Source organism: Neptuniibacter sp. 1_MG-2023 (assembly GCF_030547185.1).
Classification (GTDB): domain Bacteria; phylum Pseudomonadota; class Gammaproteobacteria; order Pseudomonadales; family Balneatricaceae; genus Neptuniibacter.
Genome location: NZ_JAUOQR010000004.1, coordinates 90337 through 106761, shown reverse-complemented (window position 1 = coordinate 106761; position 16425 = coordinate 90337). Strand labels below are relative to the sequence as shown.

General features: G+C 43.3%; 12 protein-coding genes. 7 read left to right on the top strand and 5 right to left on the bottom strand.

Translation table 11 applies throughout. The features are described from left to right. Positions 1–10: 10 nt before the first annotated feature. From Q4492_RS06665 to uvrB, 4 genes are all read right to left on the bottom strand, one after another. Complete coding sequence (locus Q4492_RS06665) at positions 11–1615, bottom strand: FecR family protein (RefSeq protein WP_303416470.1); 1605 nt, start codon at positions 1613–1615, stop codon at positions 11–13. A 10-nt stretch (positions 1616–1625) separates the two neighbouring features. Beyond that, a complete protein-coding gene (locus Q4492_RS06660; protein ID WP_303416469.1) occupies positions 1626–2930 on the bottom strand; it encodes a porin family protein in 1305 nt (434 codons plus the stop codon). 112 nt (positions 2931–3042) lie between these two features. After that, positions 3043–3786 carry a FecR family protein gene (locus tag Q4492_RS06655; RefSeq protein WP_303416468.1) on the bottom strand — a complete coding sequence of 248 codons (744 nt, stop codon included), beginning with the start codon at positions 3784–3786 and terminating at the stop codon, positions 3043–3045. 42 nt (positions 3787–3828) lie between these two features. Then, positions 3829–5850 (bottom strand): excinuclease ABC subunit UvrB, encoded by a 2022-nt coding sequence (gene uvrB, locus Q4492_RS06650; RefSeq protein WP_303416467.1) that lies wholly within the window; start codon positions 5848–5850, stop codon positions 3829–3831. A gap of 314 nt (positions 5851–6164) precedes the next feature. On the opposite strand from uvrB, the gene Q4492_RS06645 reads away from it, so the two are divergent. From Q4492_RS06645 to Q4492_RS06630, 4 genes are all read left to right on the top strand, one after another. Beyond that, complete coding sequence (locus tag Q4492_RS06645) at positions 6165–7352, top strand: pyridoxal phosphate-dependent aminotransferase (RefSeq protein WP_303416466.1); 1188 nt, start codon at positions 6165–6167, stop codon at positions 7350–7352. 109 nt (positions 7353–7461) lie between these two features. After that, complete coding sequence (locus Q4492_RS06640; RefSeq protein WP_303416465.1) at positions 7462–7968, top strand: disulfide bond formation protein B; 507 nt, start codon at positions 7462–7464, stop codon at positions 7966–7968. Between the two features lie 181 nt (positions 7969–8149). Continuing rightward, on the top strand, positions 8150–8605 hold the full coding sequence (locus Q4492_RS06635) for a DUF4442 domain-containing protein (RefSeq protein ID WP_303416464.1): 456 nt from the start codon (positions 8150–8152) through the stop codon (positions 8603–8605). Positions 8606–8757: 152 nt separating this feature from the next. Beyond that, a complete protein-coding gene (locus tag Q4492_RS06630; RefSeq protein ID WP_303416463.1) occupies positions 8758–10749 on the top strand; it encodes a methyl-accepting chemotaxis protein in 1992 nt (663 codons plus the stop codon). Positions 10750–10811: 62 nt separating this feature from the next. Here the strand turns inward: Q4492_RS06630 and Q4492_RS06625 are convergent, their stop codons facing one another. Continuing rightward, positions 10812–11006 carry an RSP_7527 family protein gene (locus Q4492_RS06625; protein WP_067862011.1) on the bottom strand — a complete coding sequence of 65 codons (195 nt, stop codon included), beginning with the start codon at positions 11004–11006 and terminating at the stop codon, positions 10812–10814. Between the two features lie 224 nt (positions 11007–11230). Between Q4492_RS06625 and gcvA the strand changes: the two genes are divergently transcribed. The 3 genes from gcvA (at position 11231) to Q4492_RS06610 (ending at position 16421) form a co-directional block, all read left to right on the top strand. Continuing rightward, positions 11231–12139 carry a transcriptional regulator GcvA gene (gene gcvA, locus Q4492_RS06620; protein WP_303416597.1) on the top strand — a complete coding sequence of 303 codons (909 nt, stop codon included), beginning with the start codon at positions 11231–11233 and terminating at the stop codon, positions 12137–12139. Between the two features lie 166 nt (positions 12140–12305). Next, the gene (locus Q4492_RS06615; protein ID WP_303416462.1) at positions 12306–13364 is read left to right on the top strand and encodes an efflux RND transporter periplasmic adaptor subunit; all 1059 of its coding nucleotides are present in this window, start codon (positions 12306–12308) and stop codon (positions 13362–13364) included. 6 nt (positions 13365–13370) lie between these two features. Further along, a complete protein-coding gene (locus Q4492_RS06610) occupies positions 13371–16421 on the top strand; it encodes an efflux RND transporter permease subunit (protein WP_303416461.1) in 3051 nt (1016 codons plus the stop codon). The last annotated feature ends 4 nt before the right edge of the window (positions 16422–16425 follow it).

Sequence of the window (16425 nt, the reverse complement as noted above, 5' to 3'; positions counted from 1 at the left end):
CTCCGTTAGGCTACTCAGCTTCAAATAAGATAGTGCCTGAAATAGCAGCCGGCTGGCTATTCACTGCATTGATGCCCTCGGCAGCATAACTAGTGACGGCGCCCTCTGCGTTATCACCAACAAAGTCTAAACTCATATGGCCCGATAAATTGGTAGATACCGGGTTACAGCCGCCACCTGAACAACTCCCCGTCAACGCAACCTCTTGTCCATTTAAGACACTATTCAAAGAGATATCACCGCCAAGGCTTGGGTCGTCCCGTAGCACATAAGTAGCCCCGCTAACCTCCGCTTCAATGCCCACCTCGGTTAAAGCCTGCGCACCAAAATTCACCAGTAAATAGGTGCCACTATATGTATGCCCATCAGTACCCGTGACTGAAGAATAATCAGTTAACGTTCCAAGCGCACCAGTTCGATCTTGAGGGCTTGTGGCTCCACCATGCATACTGTCATAACGGTAGAGCAACGTGCCGGTTTTACTAGTAATAGTAGACGCTGGCGTCAAATCTTCACTGTACATAAAATGAAAGCTACCTAATGATGCAGTCAACCCACCATTCTCAACAACAGTATAACCGCTCGCCCAACGCCCCCAACTGACCTCTGCTGTGCCTATAGTTGCTTTATCTTGAACAACCACTGTACCAATAATAGGTGGAGCAGACACAACACAAGGTGAACAGGAGTCCGAATACAAGCTGCTTTCATCGTTAAAGACAACGCCAGTTACCAAATCCCCCCCTATCCACGAACGATCGACCGTAATATCGGAGCTACTATCATCACCATGAATACTGCCTGCAGAAATTTCTACGCCGCCAATAGAGGCCCCTACGCCACTTTGAGAGAACGCTAAGGCAACAACACTTTCATTCGGTGCGTTTTCACCACTACCGTTTGGGTCTGGTGAAACGATTGTGTTTTCACTATTCTCATCGGCCGCTAGTGCAACAGCCTCGTTCTCAGCCTCCGAGACGACAACCGTAGCTGCAGGCAAAGGCGCTGCCGGTGGTTTAGGAACGTCAGGGCGGTCGACCGTAGCAGGCGTTCTGAATCTATTTATCGCTCCTTCAGCACCCTCCAACTGAAAAGAGAAGCCTTTGGCAATATCACTCACTCCGTCTTTATTAGCTACGTAAATCGCACCATCATTAACGCTACCACTGACCCTATTACCTTGCTTATTAACGATAAAATCTGTTCCACGAATACCGATTGTCGCCACCACGGCATCGAGCTTGTAATCTTCCTTGTCCACTTTACCTATCTGACCAGAGATCGTTCTCATTCCGCCTTTTAACAACCGATAAACCGCTTTGCCATCTTCAGGGTTCGCCTCATCAAATTGATATTCAGCGATTTTAAATTCAGTACCCGGCTTTAATGATAAGCGCGCGCCGTCGGTGAATCGTATCTGTAAACGACCGGTATCTCCCGTTTTCAATAGATCATCCGCATATACATCGGATTTACGCTTCAAAACCCGCTGAGTGCTTGCAGATTCCGCTGTATTCTGGCCAAAACTTAAAATGACGGTGCCTACGCTTTGAGGCGCAGCAGAAGCAAAACTAGAAAAAAGTATAAATAGAGCCGCCGTGACATAGGTTTTCATATGCTAAATCTCACTGAAAGTTATAACGCAAACCCAGCATTGCTTGCTGGCGGTCATATTCATAAAGCTCAATATTGGAGTCTATATCGGTAAAACTATAATTAGCTAGCACTGTCCAGGAAGGCGCAACCATCCACTCCATGTTCAGATTAAACATGGCAAAATCATCCTTGCGTTTAATATTATAGATCCAATCTTTTCCTTTATATTCGCTGCGCTGATAAGTAATAGCGGGTGTCAATTTAATATCGCTAGTAGGCGATAGCTGGATCCCTAGGTTTCCGCCGTGAAAAACCCGGTCAACTTGACCATTAGCAAGGATACCCGCGGCTTTTGGGTTTTCTGTTCCGACAAAAGCACTGACAAAATAAAGCGGACGCCAGCCACCTTCCCCAGCATAAATATAGGTTGCACCTACATTGCTCAAGGTTGCATCTTTCCATGACTGATCATCATAAGCGAGGTCACTAGCCCCTGCGAAAAGCTTCATCACCGATCGTTTACTAAGCTGCTTGCTCCATGACCCCGTAATACCGAACATATCGCGGTAGTTATTATTGGCTAGCTGATACTTCTGTAGATTAAAGTTAAGCTGAAATTGATCAGTCTCTCCTTTCCACACGTGGCCAGCACTTAAATTGATATTATTGTAGTCTTGCTCGTCTTCAGTGTCGTAAATACGCGAGTCCACATTAGCACTGAACATAAGTGCATTATCAGGATTATAAGCATGCTCGACACTCGCCCCCACTTTAACTTGAGCATATTGATCACCGCGACCTAATGCATTATCACTTAGGATAACCACATTAGTTTGCCCACCAGGGCCCGAGTTAATATTACTATCGTAACCGGTCCACAGTTCAACAAAACTCTTAAATTTAGTCGGTGATATTGACGTTTTTTCTGTAATCAACGTCAGAAACTGCTGAATCCGTGCACGCACAACTTCGGGTGGATTTTCTGCATCAACCTGCTGGAATAACACTTGTGCTCTGTCATATTGAGCGATCAAATAATAACCACGCGCCAGTTCCAACGTCGCTAGCGAGTTCTTAGGTTCCAACATATGAACACGCTCAAGAGCAAAAATACCTTCACTAAGATGCCCACTATCAATGGCTGCTACGCCATACTGAAAATCAAACGCAGGGTCACCTTCCATCTCATCAAGATTATCAAGCGATAACTGGTAGGCTTTTACAGACTCTCCTTTCTCAAGGAGCTGGGACAAATCACTGACCGTATCTGCCATTGCCGTTGTCGACAAACACATTACATTCAGCATCAGACCAATAGATAATTTCCTGAACACTGACTACTCCTGAGCAAGATTATAAGTGGTTTTTAAACACTATTAGTTTAAGGCTAACAGCTATATAAGGACGATACATCTACAATTTTAATAAAACTTAGCGCTTTTTTTGTTACTGATATTGTGGTGGTAACGCTCTAGAGTTCAAAACCTCTGTCGCAGGAATGTTTTTATCATTAACACCATCGATTAAAACAGGCCCTAGGTCTTTAACTGTTTCAAAAATATCGAAAGGAGTGTCTTTCATCTCTATTCGACTCTCCCTACTTGCTAAGAAGAAGTAATGTCCAGCGGAAACAGGCGCATTACTAAAATCATTTTCTACAACGATTTCTCCCTCCAAGACATAGCCGTACAGCCCCATTATGCCACGCGTATCTTGTTGGCAGGCGCTATCGCAGTAGAAAAGCGTGTAATGTGTGCCTCGAACCCCAATAGTTGCAATCGGTGTATGCACTTGATAATGCTCCACATTAGCATGACTGATCGCACCGGTAATGGTCCGCAGTCCACCTTTTAATAGGCGATAAACTGAGTTCCCCGTTTCCGGTGTATCTTTATTAAATTGGTAGGTTTCAACACTGAATACGGTTTCTTCTCGTAAGGAGAAACGAGAACCATCGCTAAAACGTAACTGAAGTTGTCCCTTAGGCCCTGTTGAGATTAAATCCTGCGTATATATGCTAGATTTACGTTTGAGATCACGGCTAGGCTGCTGAGGCAGTTGGGCCGTGTTTTCCCCTATACTTAAAACAACTACGGCCGCTTCTTGAGCCGCGGCCACACTCAGGTTTGAACCGATTGCAGTCGTTAATAGCACCGCTGAAAACATCAATAATCTAGAGAGCCGTGCCATGATTTCTTCCTTGTTTTAAACTGTCGTCAAATCGATAAAAACTCAACTAACAAATGTGTGTTGTTTTAATTTCTGTAATTCATCGCGATAACGTGCTGCAACTTCAAAATCTAGATTTTTAGCGGCTTCATACATTTTATCTTCGATGCGTGTCATCGCTTTTGCCAGCTCTTTAACTGACATCAATGACGGATCTACCTGATACTCGCCCGTCTGTTCCGCAACTTTCTTCGCCGTTCGTGTTGCTTTGCGGCCTGGGATCGTACTAGCTCCTTCCATAATATCAGCGACCGACTTCGTAATACCTTTAGGCACGATCCCGCGCTCTTCATTATAAGCAATCTGCTTATCTCGACGTCGCTGGGTTTCATCTATTGCCCTTTGCATTGAGCCAGTTATTCGATCCGCATATAGAATAGCGCGCCCATTAACATTTCGAGCCGCACGTCCAATTGTCTGAATCAACGATGTTTCTGAACGGAGGAAGCCTTCTTTATCGGCATCAAGTATCGTAACTAAAGACACTTCGGGCATATCAATACCCTCTCGAAGTAAATTAATGCCGACTAAGACATCAAATTCACCAATACGGAGGTCTCGAATAATTTCCACACGCTCAACCGTATCTATATCGGAATGAAGGTATCGAACTCTAACTCCGTGTTCATCGAGGTATTCAGTCAGATCCTCAGCCATACGCTTCGTAAGCACAGTAACGATAATACGCTCTTTTTTAGCAACGACCTTATGTATCTCTGATAACAAGTCATCCACTTGAGTTGAAGCAGGCCGAACCTCAACCTCTGGATCAATCAATCCTGTCGGGCGCACCACCTGTTCAACAACTGCTTGCTGATTAGCAGCCTCATATTTACTCGGTGTCGCAGATACAAAAATCATTTGAGGGGATTCTTCCTCCCACTCTTCAAATTTCATCGGCCGGTTATCTAATGCAGAAGGTAGACGAAAACCATACTCAACCAGCGTTTCTTTACGCGAACGGTCACCACGGTACATCGCCCCTATTTGCGGCACGGTGACATGGGATTCATCCAGTACAAGCAAGGCATTATCCGGCAGATAATCAAATAAGGTTGGCGGTGCAGCCCCCGGCTCTCTACCAGATAGGTAGCGAGAATAGTTTTCGATGCCTGAGCAATACCCAAGCTCCATAATCATCTCCATATCATAGAGAGTTCGCTGCTCTAACCTTTGCGCCTCAACCAGTTTTTGATTATCACGCAGCTGTTTTAATCGTTCTCGTAGCTCATCTTTAATTTTGTCGACCGCAGCCAACAAAGTTTCACGGGGCGTAACATAATGGGATTTTGGATAGATAGTCGCGCGGGGAACTCGGCGTAGTATTTCGCCGGTCAATGGATCAAAATAGCTAATCTCTTCAATCTCTTCATCAAACAGCTGGATACGGATCGCTTCCTGCTCCGACTCTGCGGGGAATACATCGATAACTTCCCCTCTTACGCGGTAAGTACCACGGTGTAGTTCCACATCATTACGGGTGTATTGCAACTCTGCCAAACGACGCAAGACAGCCCGCTGGTCAATAATATCGCCCCGATCTATATGCAGCATCATGCCGAGGTACGATTTCGGATCACCTAAACCATAGATAGCAGAAACCGTAGCAACAATGATGGCGTCATCCCGTTCCAATAAAGCTTTGGTTGCTGAAAGCCGCATCTGCTCTATATGGTCATTAATCGAGGCGTCTTTTTCAATAAAGGTATCAGAAGAGGGAACATAAGCTTCAGGCTGGTAGTAATCGTAATAGGATACAAAGTACTCCACCGAATTATCCGGAAAGAACTCCTTAAACTCACCGTAAAGCTGGGCTGCTAAGGTTTTGTTATGGGCCATCACAATCGTGGGGCGCTGAACTTGAGCTATGACATTGGCAATCGTAAAGGTTTTACCAGACCCCGTTACCCCCAAAAGTGTCTGTGAAGCTAAGCCCGACTGTATACCATCGACGAGTTCTGCGATTGCTTGCGGTTGATCACCCGCCGGAGCGAATTTCGAATGAACTTTAAAGCGCTCTTTCATACCATAACCATGCGAAGATAAAACCCCGCATTATATCCCACTCCCTTTTATTTTGAGCAGTTATTTCCCCTACAAAGAACATAATCGAAGCAATAAAGTTTCCTTTAATAGAATTATGACCAATATATTGATCTAAAAAGGCGTTTTTTAACCGAAACAGGATTCATGCTGGCTTTTCTTTGCTGTATTATTAGCGGGTTTGGGGACGCCTGATGTAGTTTTTGCTTTGCCATAACTACTGATTAATATCGCCACCTGCTGATGCGCCCCTTTCATATCACTTATACAAGCAGGTAATTTTTGAGGATTTAGGCTTGAACGTTCAACTTTCAGACCGCGTCAACAACATAAAACCTTCACCAACGCTGGCGGTTACTAACCGTGCAGCAGAATTACGCGCGGCAGGTAAGAACATTATTGGCCTGGGTGCTGGTGAGCCAGACTTTGATACGCCCGATCACATCAAGCAGGCTGCCATCCAGGCGTTGAATGAAGGTTTCACTAAATATACCGCTGTAGACGGAACGCCATCCCTAAAAAAAGCGATTATTAATAAATTCAAACATGATAATGGCCTAAATTACGAAGCTAATCAGATCCTTGTTTCCTGCGGCGGAAAACAAAGCTTCTTTAATCTTTCCCTTGCTCTGTTAAACGAAGGGGATGAAGTTATAGTACCTGCTCCATACTGGGTGTCTTACCCTGATATGGTTCTTATGGCCGACGCAAAACCTGTGATTGTTACCACAACACAAGCACAGCGTTTTAAAATGACGCCAGAGCAACTTGAAGCGGCGATCAACGACAAAACACGCCTAATGGTTTTAAACAGCCCATCAAACCCAACTGGCGTTGCGTATACACTAGACGAACTTAAAGCATTAGCAGAAGTTCTGCTGAAGTATCCGAAGGTATTGATTGCTACAGATGATATGTATGAGCACATTCGCTTGAATGACAATTCATTCGTCAACATACTAAATGCATGCCCTGAACTTTATGATCGTACAATCGTGCTAAACGGTGTTTCAAAAGCTTATTCAATGACTGGCTGGCGCATAGGCTATGCAGCAGGACCGGCTTGGCTGATTGGCGCGATGAAAAAGATCCAATCGCAAAGCACATCAAACCCAACATCGATCGCTCAAGTCGCCGCACAAGCAGCACTTGAAGGCTCACAAGATTGTGTTAAAGAGATGGTCGTCGCCTTCAAAGCCCGCCACGAGTATGTTGTTAAAACACTTAACAACATTCCCGGTGTGAGCTGCATTCCTGCTGACGGTACCTTTTATGCTTTCCCTAGTTTTCAGGAAGTGATCGATAATGATGACCGCTTTGAAGATGATATAGCACTAGCTGAGTTCTTATTAATAGAAGCGGGTGTCGCACTAGTACCCGGTTCCGCTTTTGGCGCCCCCGGCAATATGCGCCTATCATTTGCGACCAGCATGGACGTACTTGAAGATGCGCTTGGACGTATCAGCAAAGCACTTTCTGCCTAAACGGGTGAACACAAAAAAACCGAGCTTATATGCTCGGTTTTTTCTATCTATTGGAACCTTCTCGCGACTTCGGCATCAGAGAAACTACTTATATAAAAGGAGATAGTCGATGCTAAGTAAATTAAGCTGTTTAAGTCGTTCGTCTTGGTATTGGCTTGGGCTCATTATACTTGGCCTTAGCATGGAAGGCGTCGCGCTATTCTTTCAATACGGATTAAATTACGGCCCCTGCGTACTCTGCATCCATATTCGTATCTGGGTCATGGCTTTCACTCTTGTAGCTATTCTAGGATTCTTTGTTAGAAAATCCCTCTGGGGGGCTAAACTATCTCACCTACTAATGCTTCTTGTTAGCCTTGGATTAACTGAGCGCTCTTGGCAAACCTTAGCTGTTGAACGCGGCTGGGTCATTGATAGCTGCAGCATGAATAGCGGCCTACCTAACTGGTTTGCATTAGATCAGTGGATTCCCCAAGTATTTGAACCTTGGGAGCCTTGCGGATACACACCAGAACTTCTGTTTGGTATAACAATGGCTGAAGGATTAATGCTTATATCTATTTTACTTGTAAGCGTTTCTATTTTATTTAGCGCACTTCAATTTCGCCATAAATAGCCACAACTAACGCTGCATATGGCTTAAATAATCTATTCATTCGCCTAAATCATTCCAGATTATTTAAGCCATCTCACAAACTGAACGATTCAGTTAGTAAAAAGAACCTTTTCTGTCACTGACACACCGACCAACTACCCTAAAAATACAACGCTACCCTTCTCTGCTTTTGAGCCTATGTATGAAGCTGTCAGCAAGAACAATGAAACATCTATTCAACTTATACCCTCCCTATATTGGTGCTGGCATAAAAGTAGAAAACATATCCGACGATTGGAACCATATCACCGTATCAATGAAAGTCCGCTGGTATAACCGTAATGCCGTCGGCACTCATTTTGGCGGTAGTATCTATTCAATGATCGACCCACATATCATGCTTATTCTTATGAAAAAACTTGGCAAGGAATATTGGGTTTGGGATAGCGCAGCTGAAATTGCCTTTATAAAAGCAACCAAGAAAAAAATAACTGCACATATCCACGTATTAGACGAACAGATAGAACAGATCCAGACTTCAGCCCAAACAGGAAAAAAGCAGTTCCCCGAATTCCACGTGGAAATCATCGATAGCGACAAGAACCTTATTGCTCGAGTAAAAAAAGTTCTTTATGTAAAACGACGCCCCACCCTATAGCTGAAGAAATTTGTTACTAGATTACCTGCTTTCTGTCACTGACTCAGCGTCTGCGTGCCTTTAAATTAATACCATCGATCAATAATTACCATCTTTGCCTGATTCAATCACGCTTAAAAATAAAAACAACTAACAGCATCCGGAACATTACAATGACTTTCATTCTAACCCCCGTCATTCGACTGATGGATAGACTGCCTTATCTATACAAATTCATCTTGGTTAGCACTGTATTTACGCTTCCTCTCGCCCTACTTTGTACTGTCCAAATTCAGTATTTACGAACCGATATTACTGACACACAACATAGAGCCATCGCTATAAAAAAGCTCAATACTAACTATCAATTACTAAAAGCGTTTACAGATTATAGAGACCTGCGATTTACTATTGGCTTCGTAAACCAGCCACTAAAACCGGAAAAAGAGCAACAGCTCGCTGAGCTAAGAAAGATAATAACCATACAGCTTATACCTGAATCTGACCTCGCGAATTTATGGCAAAAAATAGATACCTCACAGTTTTCAACATTGAACTTAGATATTGAAAACCGCTTCCAATATTTTAATCAGTTAAGTCAATCATTAGTCAAAATAAGTGAAGAAGAAAGCTTTAACTCAGGTATCACTCGCGATCTAGATACTCGAATCTATATCATCTTAAGAGCACTACTTGAAGATATCCCCACAACCTTAGAAAACATTGGCGCCACACGAGATTATGCAGGACATGGGCTGTCCACCGGCTATCTTGGTTCAGCAGCACTCGATCATTTAAACCAACTTTATGATCGCTTACAAAAAAGCGCCGTATCATTAAACGCAATCACAGAAAAACTAGAGAACCTTCAGGATATTGACCCACAATTAGTTGAATTAAGTCGCCAATCTCACCAAGCACTCCTCCATTTTGCTGATCGTCTTGATCGAGATATTATTGTTGGCGAAAATATGGAGCAGTCTTGGGAAACCTTTTTTAACGCGTCCAGTCAGGATCTCGAACATATCTTCCACTTTTCTGATCTAGCCCTCGGCTATGCATCACATATATTAAAAGAACGCCTCGAAGTACAAAAACGACAGTTATATAGCTTAGTCGCTGCCATCTCTTTAATTATTCTTTTAGCTGCCTACTTTTATCTTGGATTTAATATTTCAGTACAAAGAAATATGAAACAAGTCCTCAATGCAGCAAAGCAAATAGCCCAAGGGGATTTAACAACGACCATCGACTTACAATCTAAAGACGAAATGGCACAACTGAGTAATCAATTTAATGAGATGAGACAGCGGATTCATATTCTAATTGAGCAACTAAAGCATACTGCAAGCAGTGTCGAAGAACAGTCAAAAAGCTTAGATACGACCGCTTACAACTCTAGCCAATCAGCTCAGCAACAAAAACGACAAACCACAGAGATGTCATTAATTATTACTGAAATGTCCGCTTTAGCTGAAAAAATCAGTTACGAAGTCAATAACGCCTCCGCGGAAGCCTCTCAAACCAATGAATTAGCATTCAAAAGCCATGTACAAGTCCAAAGCGCATTAGATCAAATTGAGCAACTATCAGCGCATTTAAGTAAATCAAGCCAATCAATTGACCAACTGGCCGCAAAAAGCACCAATATAGTTAAAGTGCTAGATGTGATCAAAGGCATTGCCGAGCAGACCAACTTACTCGCACTGAATGCGGCAATAGAGGCCGCCCGAGCAGGTGATAAAGGAAAGGGCTTCGCCGTCGTGGCCGATGAGGTGCGAAACTTAGCTCAACGAACTCACAGCTCTACTGAAGAGATTGAGTGTATGCTGAACGAATTCAAAAAAGGGATCGATAGCGCCGTGGTTGTTATGGAGAACAGTGCAAAAAAAGCAGAACAAACAGCAGCGCAATCAAAATCAATAGGTACAGCCTTACATGAGATAACAGAATCAATCTCTACCATTTCAAAAATGAACGATCACATCACTCTGTATGCAGAGGAGCAATCAGAGAACGCTCAAAATATTGAACTCGGCATTTCACACGTAAACAAGGCAAGTGAACTCACGGCTCAAGGAGCTGATGAGACAGCAAAAGCATGTAGCCAAATGAGCGACCTGTCTAATAAATTAAACAGCGTCATTACTACCTTCAAACTATAAATTTCAGGTATAAAAAAGCCCGCTTAAAAGCGGGCAAAATAACAGGATGTAACTAATCAATTTCAATAAGTGTATGTAGGTACCGATAAACGGTTGGAATGAGAAGAGCTCAGTAACTTTTTAACCGCCGCTACAGCAACCGCTATAGCACCAACAAAAGCCTCACTACGCTGCTCTTTGGCTAGAGCCATGTAATATGCAGTATCTACATCACCACAAGCATTAAGACGTACTGACATTTCAAATTCGTTATTCACACATACACCAAATTAAATCAACAAAACAATTAAAAGAAGCCCCGCTGCTCGAACAAATAAATTCATCAAATCTAAGCTACAAATAAAAATAAGTTACTGTAACTAAAGATAAACAGATCACTTGTTGATTAACGATGTTGTACATACTAAAGTCTACCAAGGACATTAACAAACGACAGTTTTTCACCAAATAGATGAATTTATCTCATCTATAGGAGTTTCCTATCAGACGCCTTCCTCCTCTTAATGCCCTGCGCAGCTTTGAAGCAGCCGCCCGTGCAGGCAGTTTCCACAAAGCGGCAGAAGAGCTATTTGTGACACCTTCTGCTGTGAGCCATCAAATAAAGGCTCTTGAATCCTTCTTAGGCGTCCAGCTATTTGAACGTATTAAACGACGTGTAGCGCTTACACCACCCGGCGAACGATACCTTCTTGCTATTCAATCAGCTTTAGATGAAATAGATGAAGCGACAAAAAAAATAGTCACGGTTCCCAACTCAAATATTGTTAATTTAAGTGTTGCACCAGCTTTTCTAACTCGTTGGTTAGTGCCAAGAATTAATCACTTCCAATCACTCAGCCCTGATGTGGAGCTTCGATTAACTGCATCAATGAGCCAGATCGATTTTCGCTACAGCGATATGGATATGGCCGTGTTTTATGGTGATGGCAACTGGCCTGATCTCCACTACCATCTATTACGCAACGTACACTTAGTACCGGTATGCAGCCCTAAGCTTTTAGAGGGAAAGCCTCCAATAAAATCAGCTGAGGATCTTCTACAGCACACACTTATCCACATATCTAAACGGGATACCGAGTGGCAATCTCTGCTGGAACAAAACGGCGTTAATGAAATAGAGAATACACGGGGCATGACGTTTTCCAGTACATCACTAGCATTAGGTGCAGCTATGGAAGGCTTAGGTATCACTTTGGCTGACCGCGGCCTTGCAGAACGGGAACTGGAATATGGACAACTCATTTGCCCACTGGATATATCCTTAGATACACAAAAGTCGTTCTACTTAGTTTATCAAAAAGGACGCCCTCTAACGGAGAGCATGCAAGCCTTTAGAGATTGGATTCTCGATGAGATGCAAACGGAACAGCGCTCACTACAACAACTGTAAAGATCTTTATATATGCTTGGCATAAACCGACCGGTTTTATGGTCGGACACAACAACTAACACAGATTTAAGAACAGATTGTTGCATTTCTCAACACTATAAAGCGTTGTGAGCGCTATGCATCCCGTTACAATAGCATCTACAATTTTTTAGGGACGATAATAATAATGCCTATGCTTAATAAATCCTATCTCACTTTAGCGGTTGCCGTATTAACCGCACTACTCTCTCTATCCTCTTTCGCTAAAGGATTACCAGCAGAAGTTATCACTGTAACCAACTCCATTTTAGATAAAAAGATCTCTGCAGTAGGCAGTTTGAGAGCGAACGAATCGGTAATGCTACGCCCTGAACAAAGTGGACGAATTGAGAAAATTCTCTTTGAAGAAGGCGAAAAGGTAGAGCAAGGCAAACCATTATTTAAACTAGATAGTTCAGTTTACATTGCGGAACTCAAATCAGCACAAGCGAGCGTACAACTAAGTCGCGTAGATTATGAACGCGCAAAAAGTCTATTGAATAAAAAAGTAGGTTCCGCCCAAGATCGAGACAGCACCTTGGCGCAACTACGTGTAGACCAAGCACATGAATCACTTGCCCAAGCAAAACTAGACAAAATGACAATCAAAGCACCTTTTACCGGCTATACCGGTTTAAGGCTGGTTAGCCCCGGTGATTTTGTCAATCAGGGCGAAAATCTAGTTAGATTAACCGACTACAGCAAACTAAAACTTGACCTTAAATTCCCTGAAATCTATCTCTCAGAGCTAAAAAATGGCCGTATGCTCGAAGTTAATGTCGATGCATTACCAGGTGAAGTGATTAAAGGTAAAGTGACAGCCGTATCACCTAGCTCCGATAGCAGCGCCCATAATATAGAGATCCGCGCAGAGATCGCCAATGATGAAGGTAAACTAAGACCTGGACTTTTTGCACAAGTTTCACTACTTGTCGATCAACAAGAAACCGTGGTTGTACCTGAACAAGCCATTATTCCTTCAGACGGAGAGTTCTTTGTGATGACCGTCACAGAAGAGCATACCGTCGCAATGACACCGATTAAAATGGGCCAACGACGCCCAGGCGTTGTCCAAATCATTGAAGGCCTTACAGCCGGTGACATTCTTATTATTGCAGGGCAGATAAAGCTCAAACACGGTATGCCTGTGACCCCTATCTTTGTTGATGGTAGTCAAAAAGAAACAACAACCGATAAACAGGGCTAATCCATTATGGTTCTTTCAGAGATCAGTATAAAACGCCCTGTATTAGCAACAGTAATGAGCCTGTTAATTTTACTTATCGGCTTTATTTCGTATGACCGTTTATCTATACGTGAATACCCAAAAATAGATCTGCCCGTTGTTACAGTTGAAACAAACTACCCTGGGGCAAGCGCATCAATTATTGAAACCCAAGTCACACAGATTATTGAAGACTCCCTGTCCGGTATTGAAGGGATCGATTTTATGAATTCGATCAGCCGCACAGAAAAATCCCAGATTAGTATCACCTTTAATATTGACCGCGAACCTAATGCCGCTGCGGCCGATGTTCGTGACCGGGTAAGTCGAGTTACTGGGCAGCTGCCGGATGATATAGACCCACCGATCGTTACCAAAACAGAAGCCGATGCACAGCCTATTATCTGGTTAGCCTTTAACTCAGATAGGCACGATATGATGGAAGTCACAGAGATAGCAGATCAACGCGTAAAAGATCAGCTACAAACCGTCTCTGGTGTCGCGAATATCAGAGTAGTCGGTGAACGAAAGTACTCCATGCGTATCTGGCTAGACCCTGCACGCATGGCCGCTTACAAGGTTATTCCTAGTGATATTGAAACAACCTTAAGCCACCAAAATATTGAGATACCCGCCGGTCGGATTGAAAGTAAAGAGCGAGAATTTACCCTATTAGCTAAAACTGACGTAAACGATGTCGAAGCATTTAAACAGCTTATTATTCGTAACGTTGATGGTTATCCTGTCCGTATACAGGATGTTGCTCGTGTGGAAATCGCCCCAGAAAACATTCGCCGAATCACTCGCTACAAAGGTGAAAATGCAGTCGCATTAGGGGTCGTCAAACAATCGACCGCCAACCCCCTTGATGTTTCAAAAGGGATTCGTGCAACACTCGAACGGGTAAAACCGACCTTACCAGAAGGTATGAATGTTGAGGTTGCCTATGATTCCTCTATTTTTATCGAAGAATCAATCAAGTCCGTCTACCAAACCTTAATACAAGCAGGCATCCTCGTCATACTGGTGCTTCTATTCTTTTTAAGAAATATTCGGGCCACACTTATTCCGGTTATAACGATTCCATTATCACTCATCGGCGCCTTAGCCATGATGTATTGGATGGATTTCAGTATTAACACATTAACCCTACTGGCTCTCGTACTGGCAATAGGACTCGTTGTCGATGATGCCATCGTTATGCTGGAAAATATCTACCGCCACGTAGAGGAAGGTTTACACCCTATTCAAGCAGCCTTTAAAGGCGCAAAAGAGATCGGATTTGCCGTACTAGCTACTACGATTGTCCTTGTAGCCGTTTTTGCCCCTGTTGCCTTTTCTGAAGGGCGTACAGGAAAGCTCTTTACTGAATTCGCGCTAACACTTGCAGGAGCGGTAGTCGTATCGACCTTTGTCGCGCTGACCTTATCGCCGATGATGTGTTCACGTCTGCTTAAACATGAAAAACGCCACTCTGCATTTTTCAATTTAATTGAAGGTTTTCTTAATTGGATCACCCATAGCTATCAAAAGCTATTGGGGAAACTGCTCAAATCCCGTCTATTAGCTTTACTTATTATGGGATTAAGCTTTGCCGGTGCCGCCTTCTACTATCAACAACTTCCACAAGAATTAGCACCTTATGAAGATCGGGGTACGATCCTTAACTTCGCCCTAGCACCAGACGGTTCATCTGTAGATTATATTGATCGCTATACTCGCCAGATCGAAGCAACAATCAGCAAAACACCTGAAACTGAACGCTACTTTACCGTTGTCGGGTTCCCTTCAGAAACTAACGCGCTGGTATTCCAAGGCCTTAAACGCTGGGAAGATCGAGATAAGAAACAGCAAGCAATAGTGCAGGAGCAAACGCCTAAGCTTTTCGGCGGCATTCCAGGCATTATGAGCTTCTCGCTTAACCGCCCATCCCTTGGACAGAGCTTTATCTCTCGCCCTGTAGAATTCATCGTCAAAACAAACGGGACTTATGAAGATTTAAAAAACATTACCGATCAATTAATGGCTAAAGTTCATGAAAACAAAGGCTTTGCCCAACCAGATTCCGATCTAAAACTCAACAAACCTGAACTACAGATAGATGTAAAACGCGACAAGCTGTCTGATATGAATGTCGATATTTCTGACTTAGGTCGAACCTTAGAAAGCTATATGGCTGGTCGTGAAGTGACACGTTTTAAGCGTCTTGGTGAGCAGTATGAAGTCATAGTTAAAGCGGCTGATGAACAACGCCGCGACCCCAGTGACTTAACAGACCTTTATATGCGCACAAATGACGGTGATATGGTCCAGTTATCCAACTTAGTGGAAATCAATGAAACCGTCGCTCCACGTGAGCTCAACCATTTTGATAAAGTTAAGGCGGTTAAAATACAAACACAGCTAGCCCCCGATTATAGCTTAGGGGAAGCCCTCGCCTTTCTTGAAAAGGAACTAGGGGAAATTGCACCGCAAGCATCTTATGACTATACCGGCTCCTCTAGAGAGTTTAAAACGTCTAGCAGTAGCATGCAGGTGACCTTTGTATTGGCGCTAGTTGTTGTATTCTTGGTACTTGCTGCTCAATTCGAGAGTTTCAAAAATCCAATGATTATTATGCTATCTGTACCGCCTGCAATCTTTGGTGCTTTGTTTGCGTTACACTACAGCGGCGGCTCTTTAAGTGTATATAGTCAGATAGGCCTTATCACCCTAGTCGGCTTGGTCACTAAACATGGTATTTTGATCGTTGAGTTTGCCAATCAGTTACAAGATCAAGGCAAAACACTGCAAGAATCAATTTTAGAAGCAGCTTCTTTACGTTTACGCCCAATTTTAATGACAACAGGCGCAACCGTATTAGGCACATTCCCTCTGGCCTTTGCCTTTGGTGCGGGCGCCGAATCACGACAACAAATAGGTTGGGTTATTGTCGGCGGGATGACATTTGGTACACTGTTGACATTATTCGTAATTCCAACAGTTTACAGTTACTTAGGTAAGCGAACTTTTAAAGAAGTTCAACCTGAACAGGTTTAAGGAC

What these genes read in the sequence shown, in the direction of transcription:
- Q4492_RS06665 (WP_303416470.1), bottom strand. Translation starts at nt 1,615, where the DNA reads ATGAAAACCTATGTCACGGCGGCTCTATTTATACTTTTTTCTAGTTTT.
- Q4492_RS06655 (WP_303416468.1), bottom strand. Translation starts at nt 3,786, where the DNA reads ATGGCACGGCTCTCTAGATTATTGATGTTTTCAGCGGTGCTATTAACG.
- uvrB (WP_303416467.1), bottom strand. Translation starts at nt 5,850, where the DNA reads ATGAAAGAGCGCTTTAAAGTTCATTCGAAATTCGCTCCGGCGGGTGAT.
- Q4492_RS06640 (WP_303416465.1), top strand. Translation starts at nt 7,462, where the DNA reads ATGCTAAGTAAATTAAGCTGTTTAAGTCGTTCGTCTTGGTATTGGCTT.
- Q4492_RS06635 (WP_303416464.1), top strand. Translation starts at nt 8,150, where the DNA reads ATGAAGCTGTCAGCAAGAACAATGAAACATCTATTCAACTTATACCCT.
- Q4492_RS06630 (WP_303416463.1), top strand. Translation starts at nt 8,758, where the DNA reads ATGACTTTCATTCTAACCCCCGTCATTCGACTGATGGATAGACTGCCT.
- Q4492_RS06615 (WP_303416462.1), top strand. Translation starts at nt 12,306, where the DNA reads ATGCCTATGCTTAATAAATCCTATCTCACTTTAGCGGTTGCCGTATTA.
- Q4492_RS06610 (WP_303416461.1), top strand. Translation starts at nt 13,371, where the DNA reads ATGGTTCTTTCAGAGATCAGTATAAAACGCCCTGTATTAGCAACAGTA.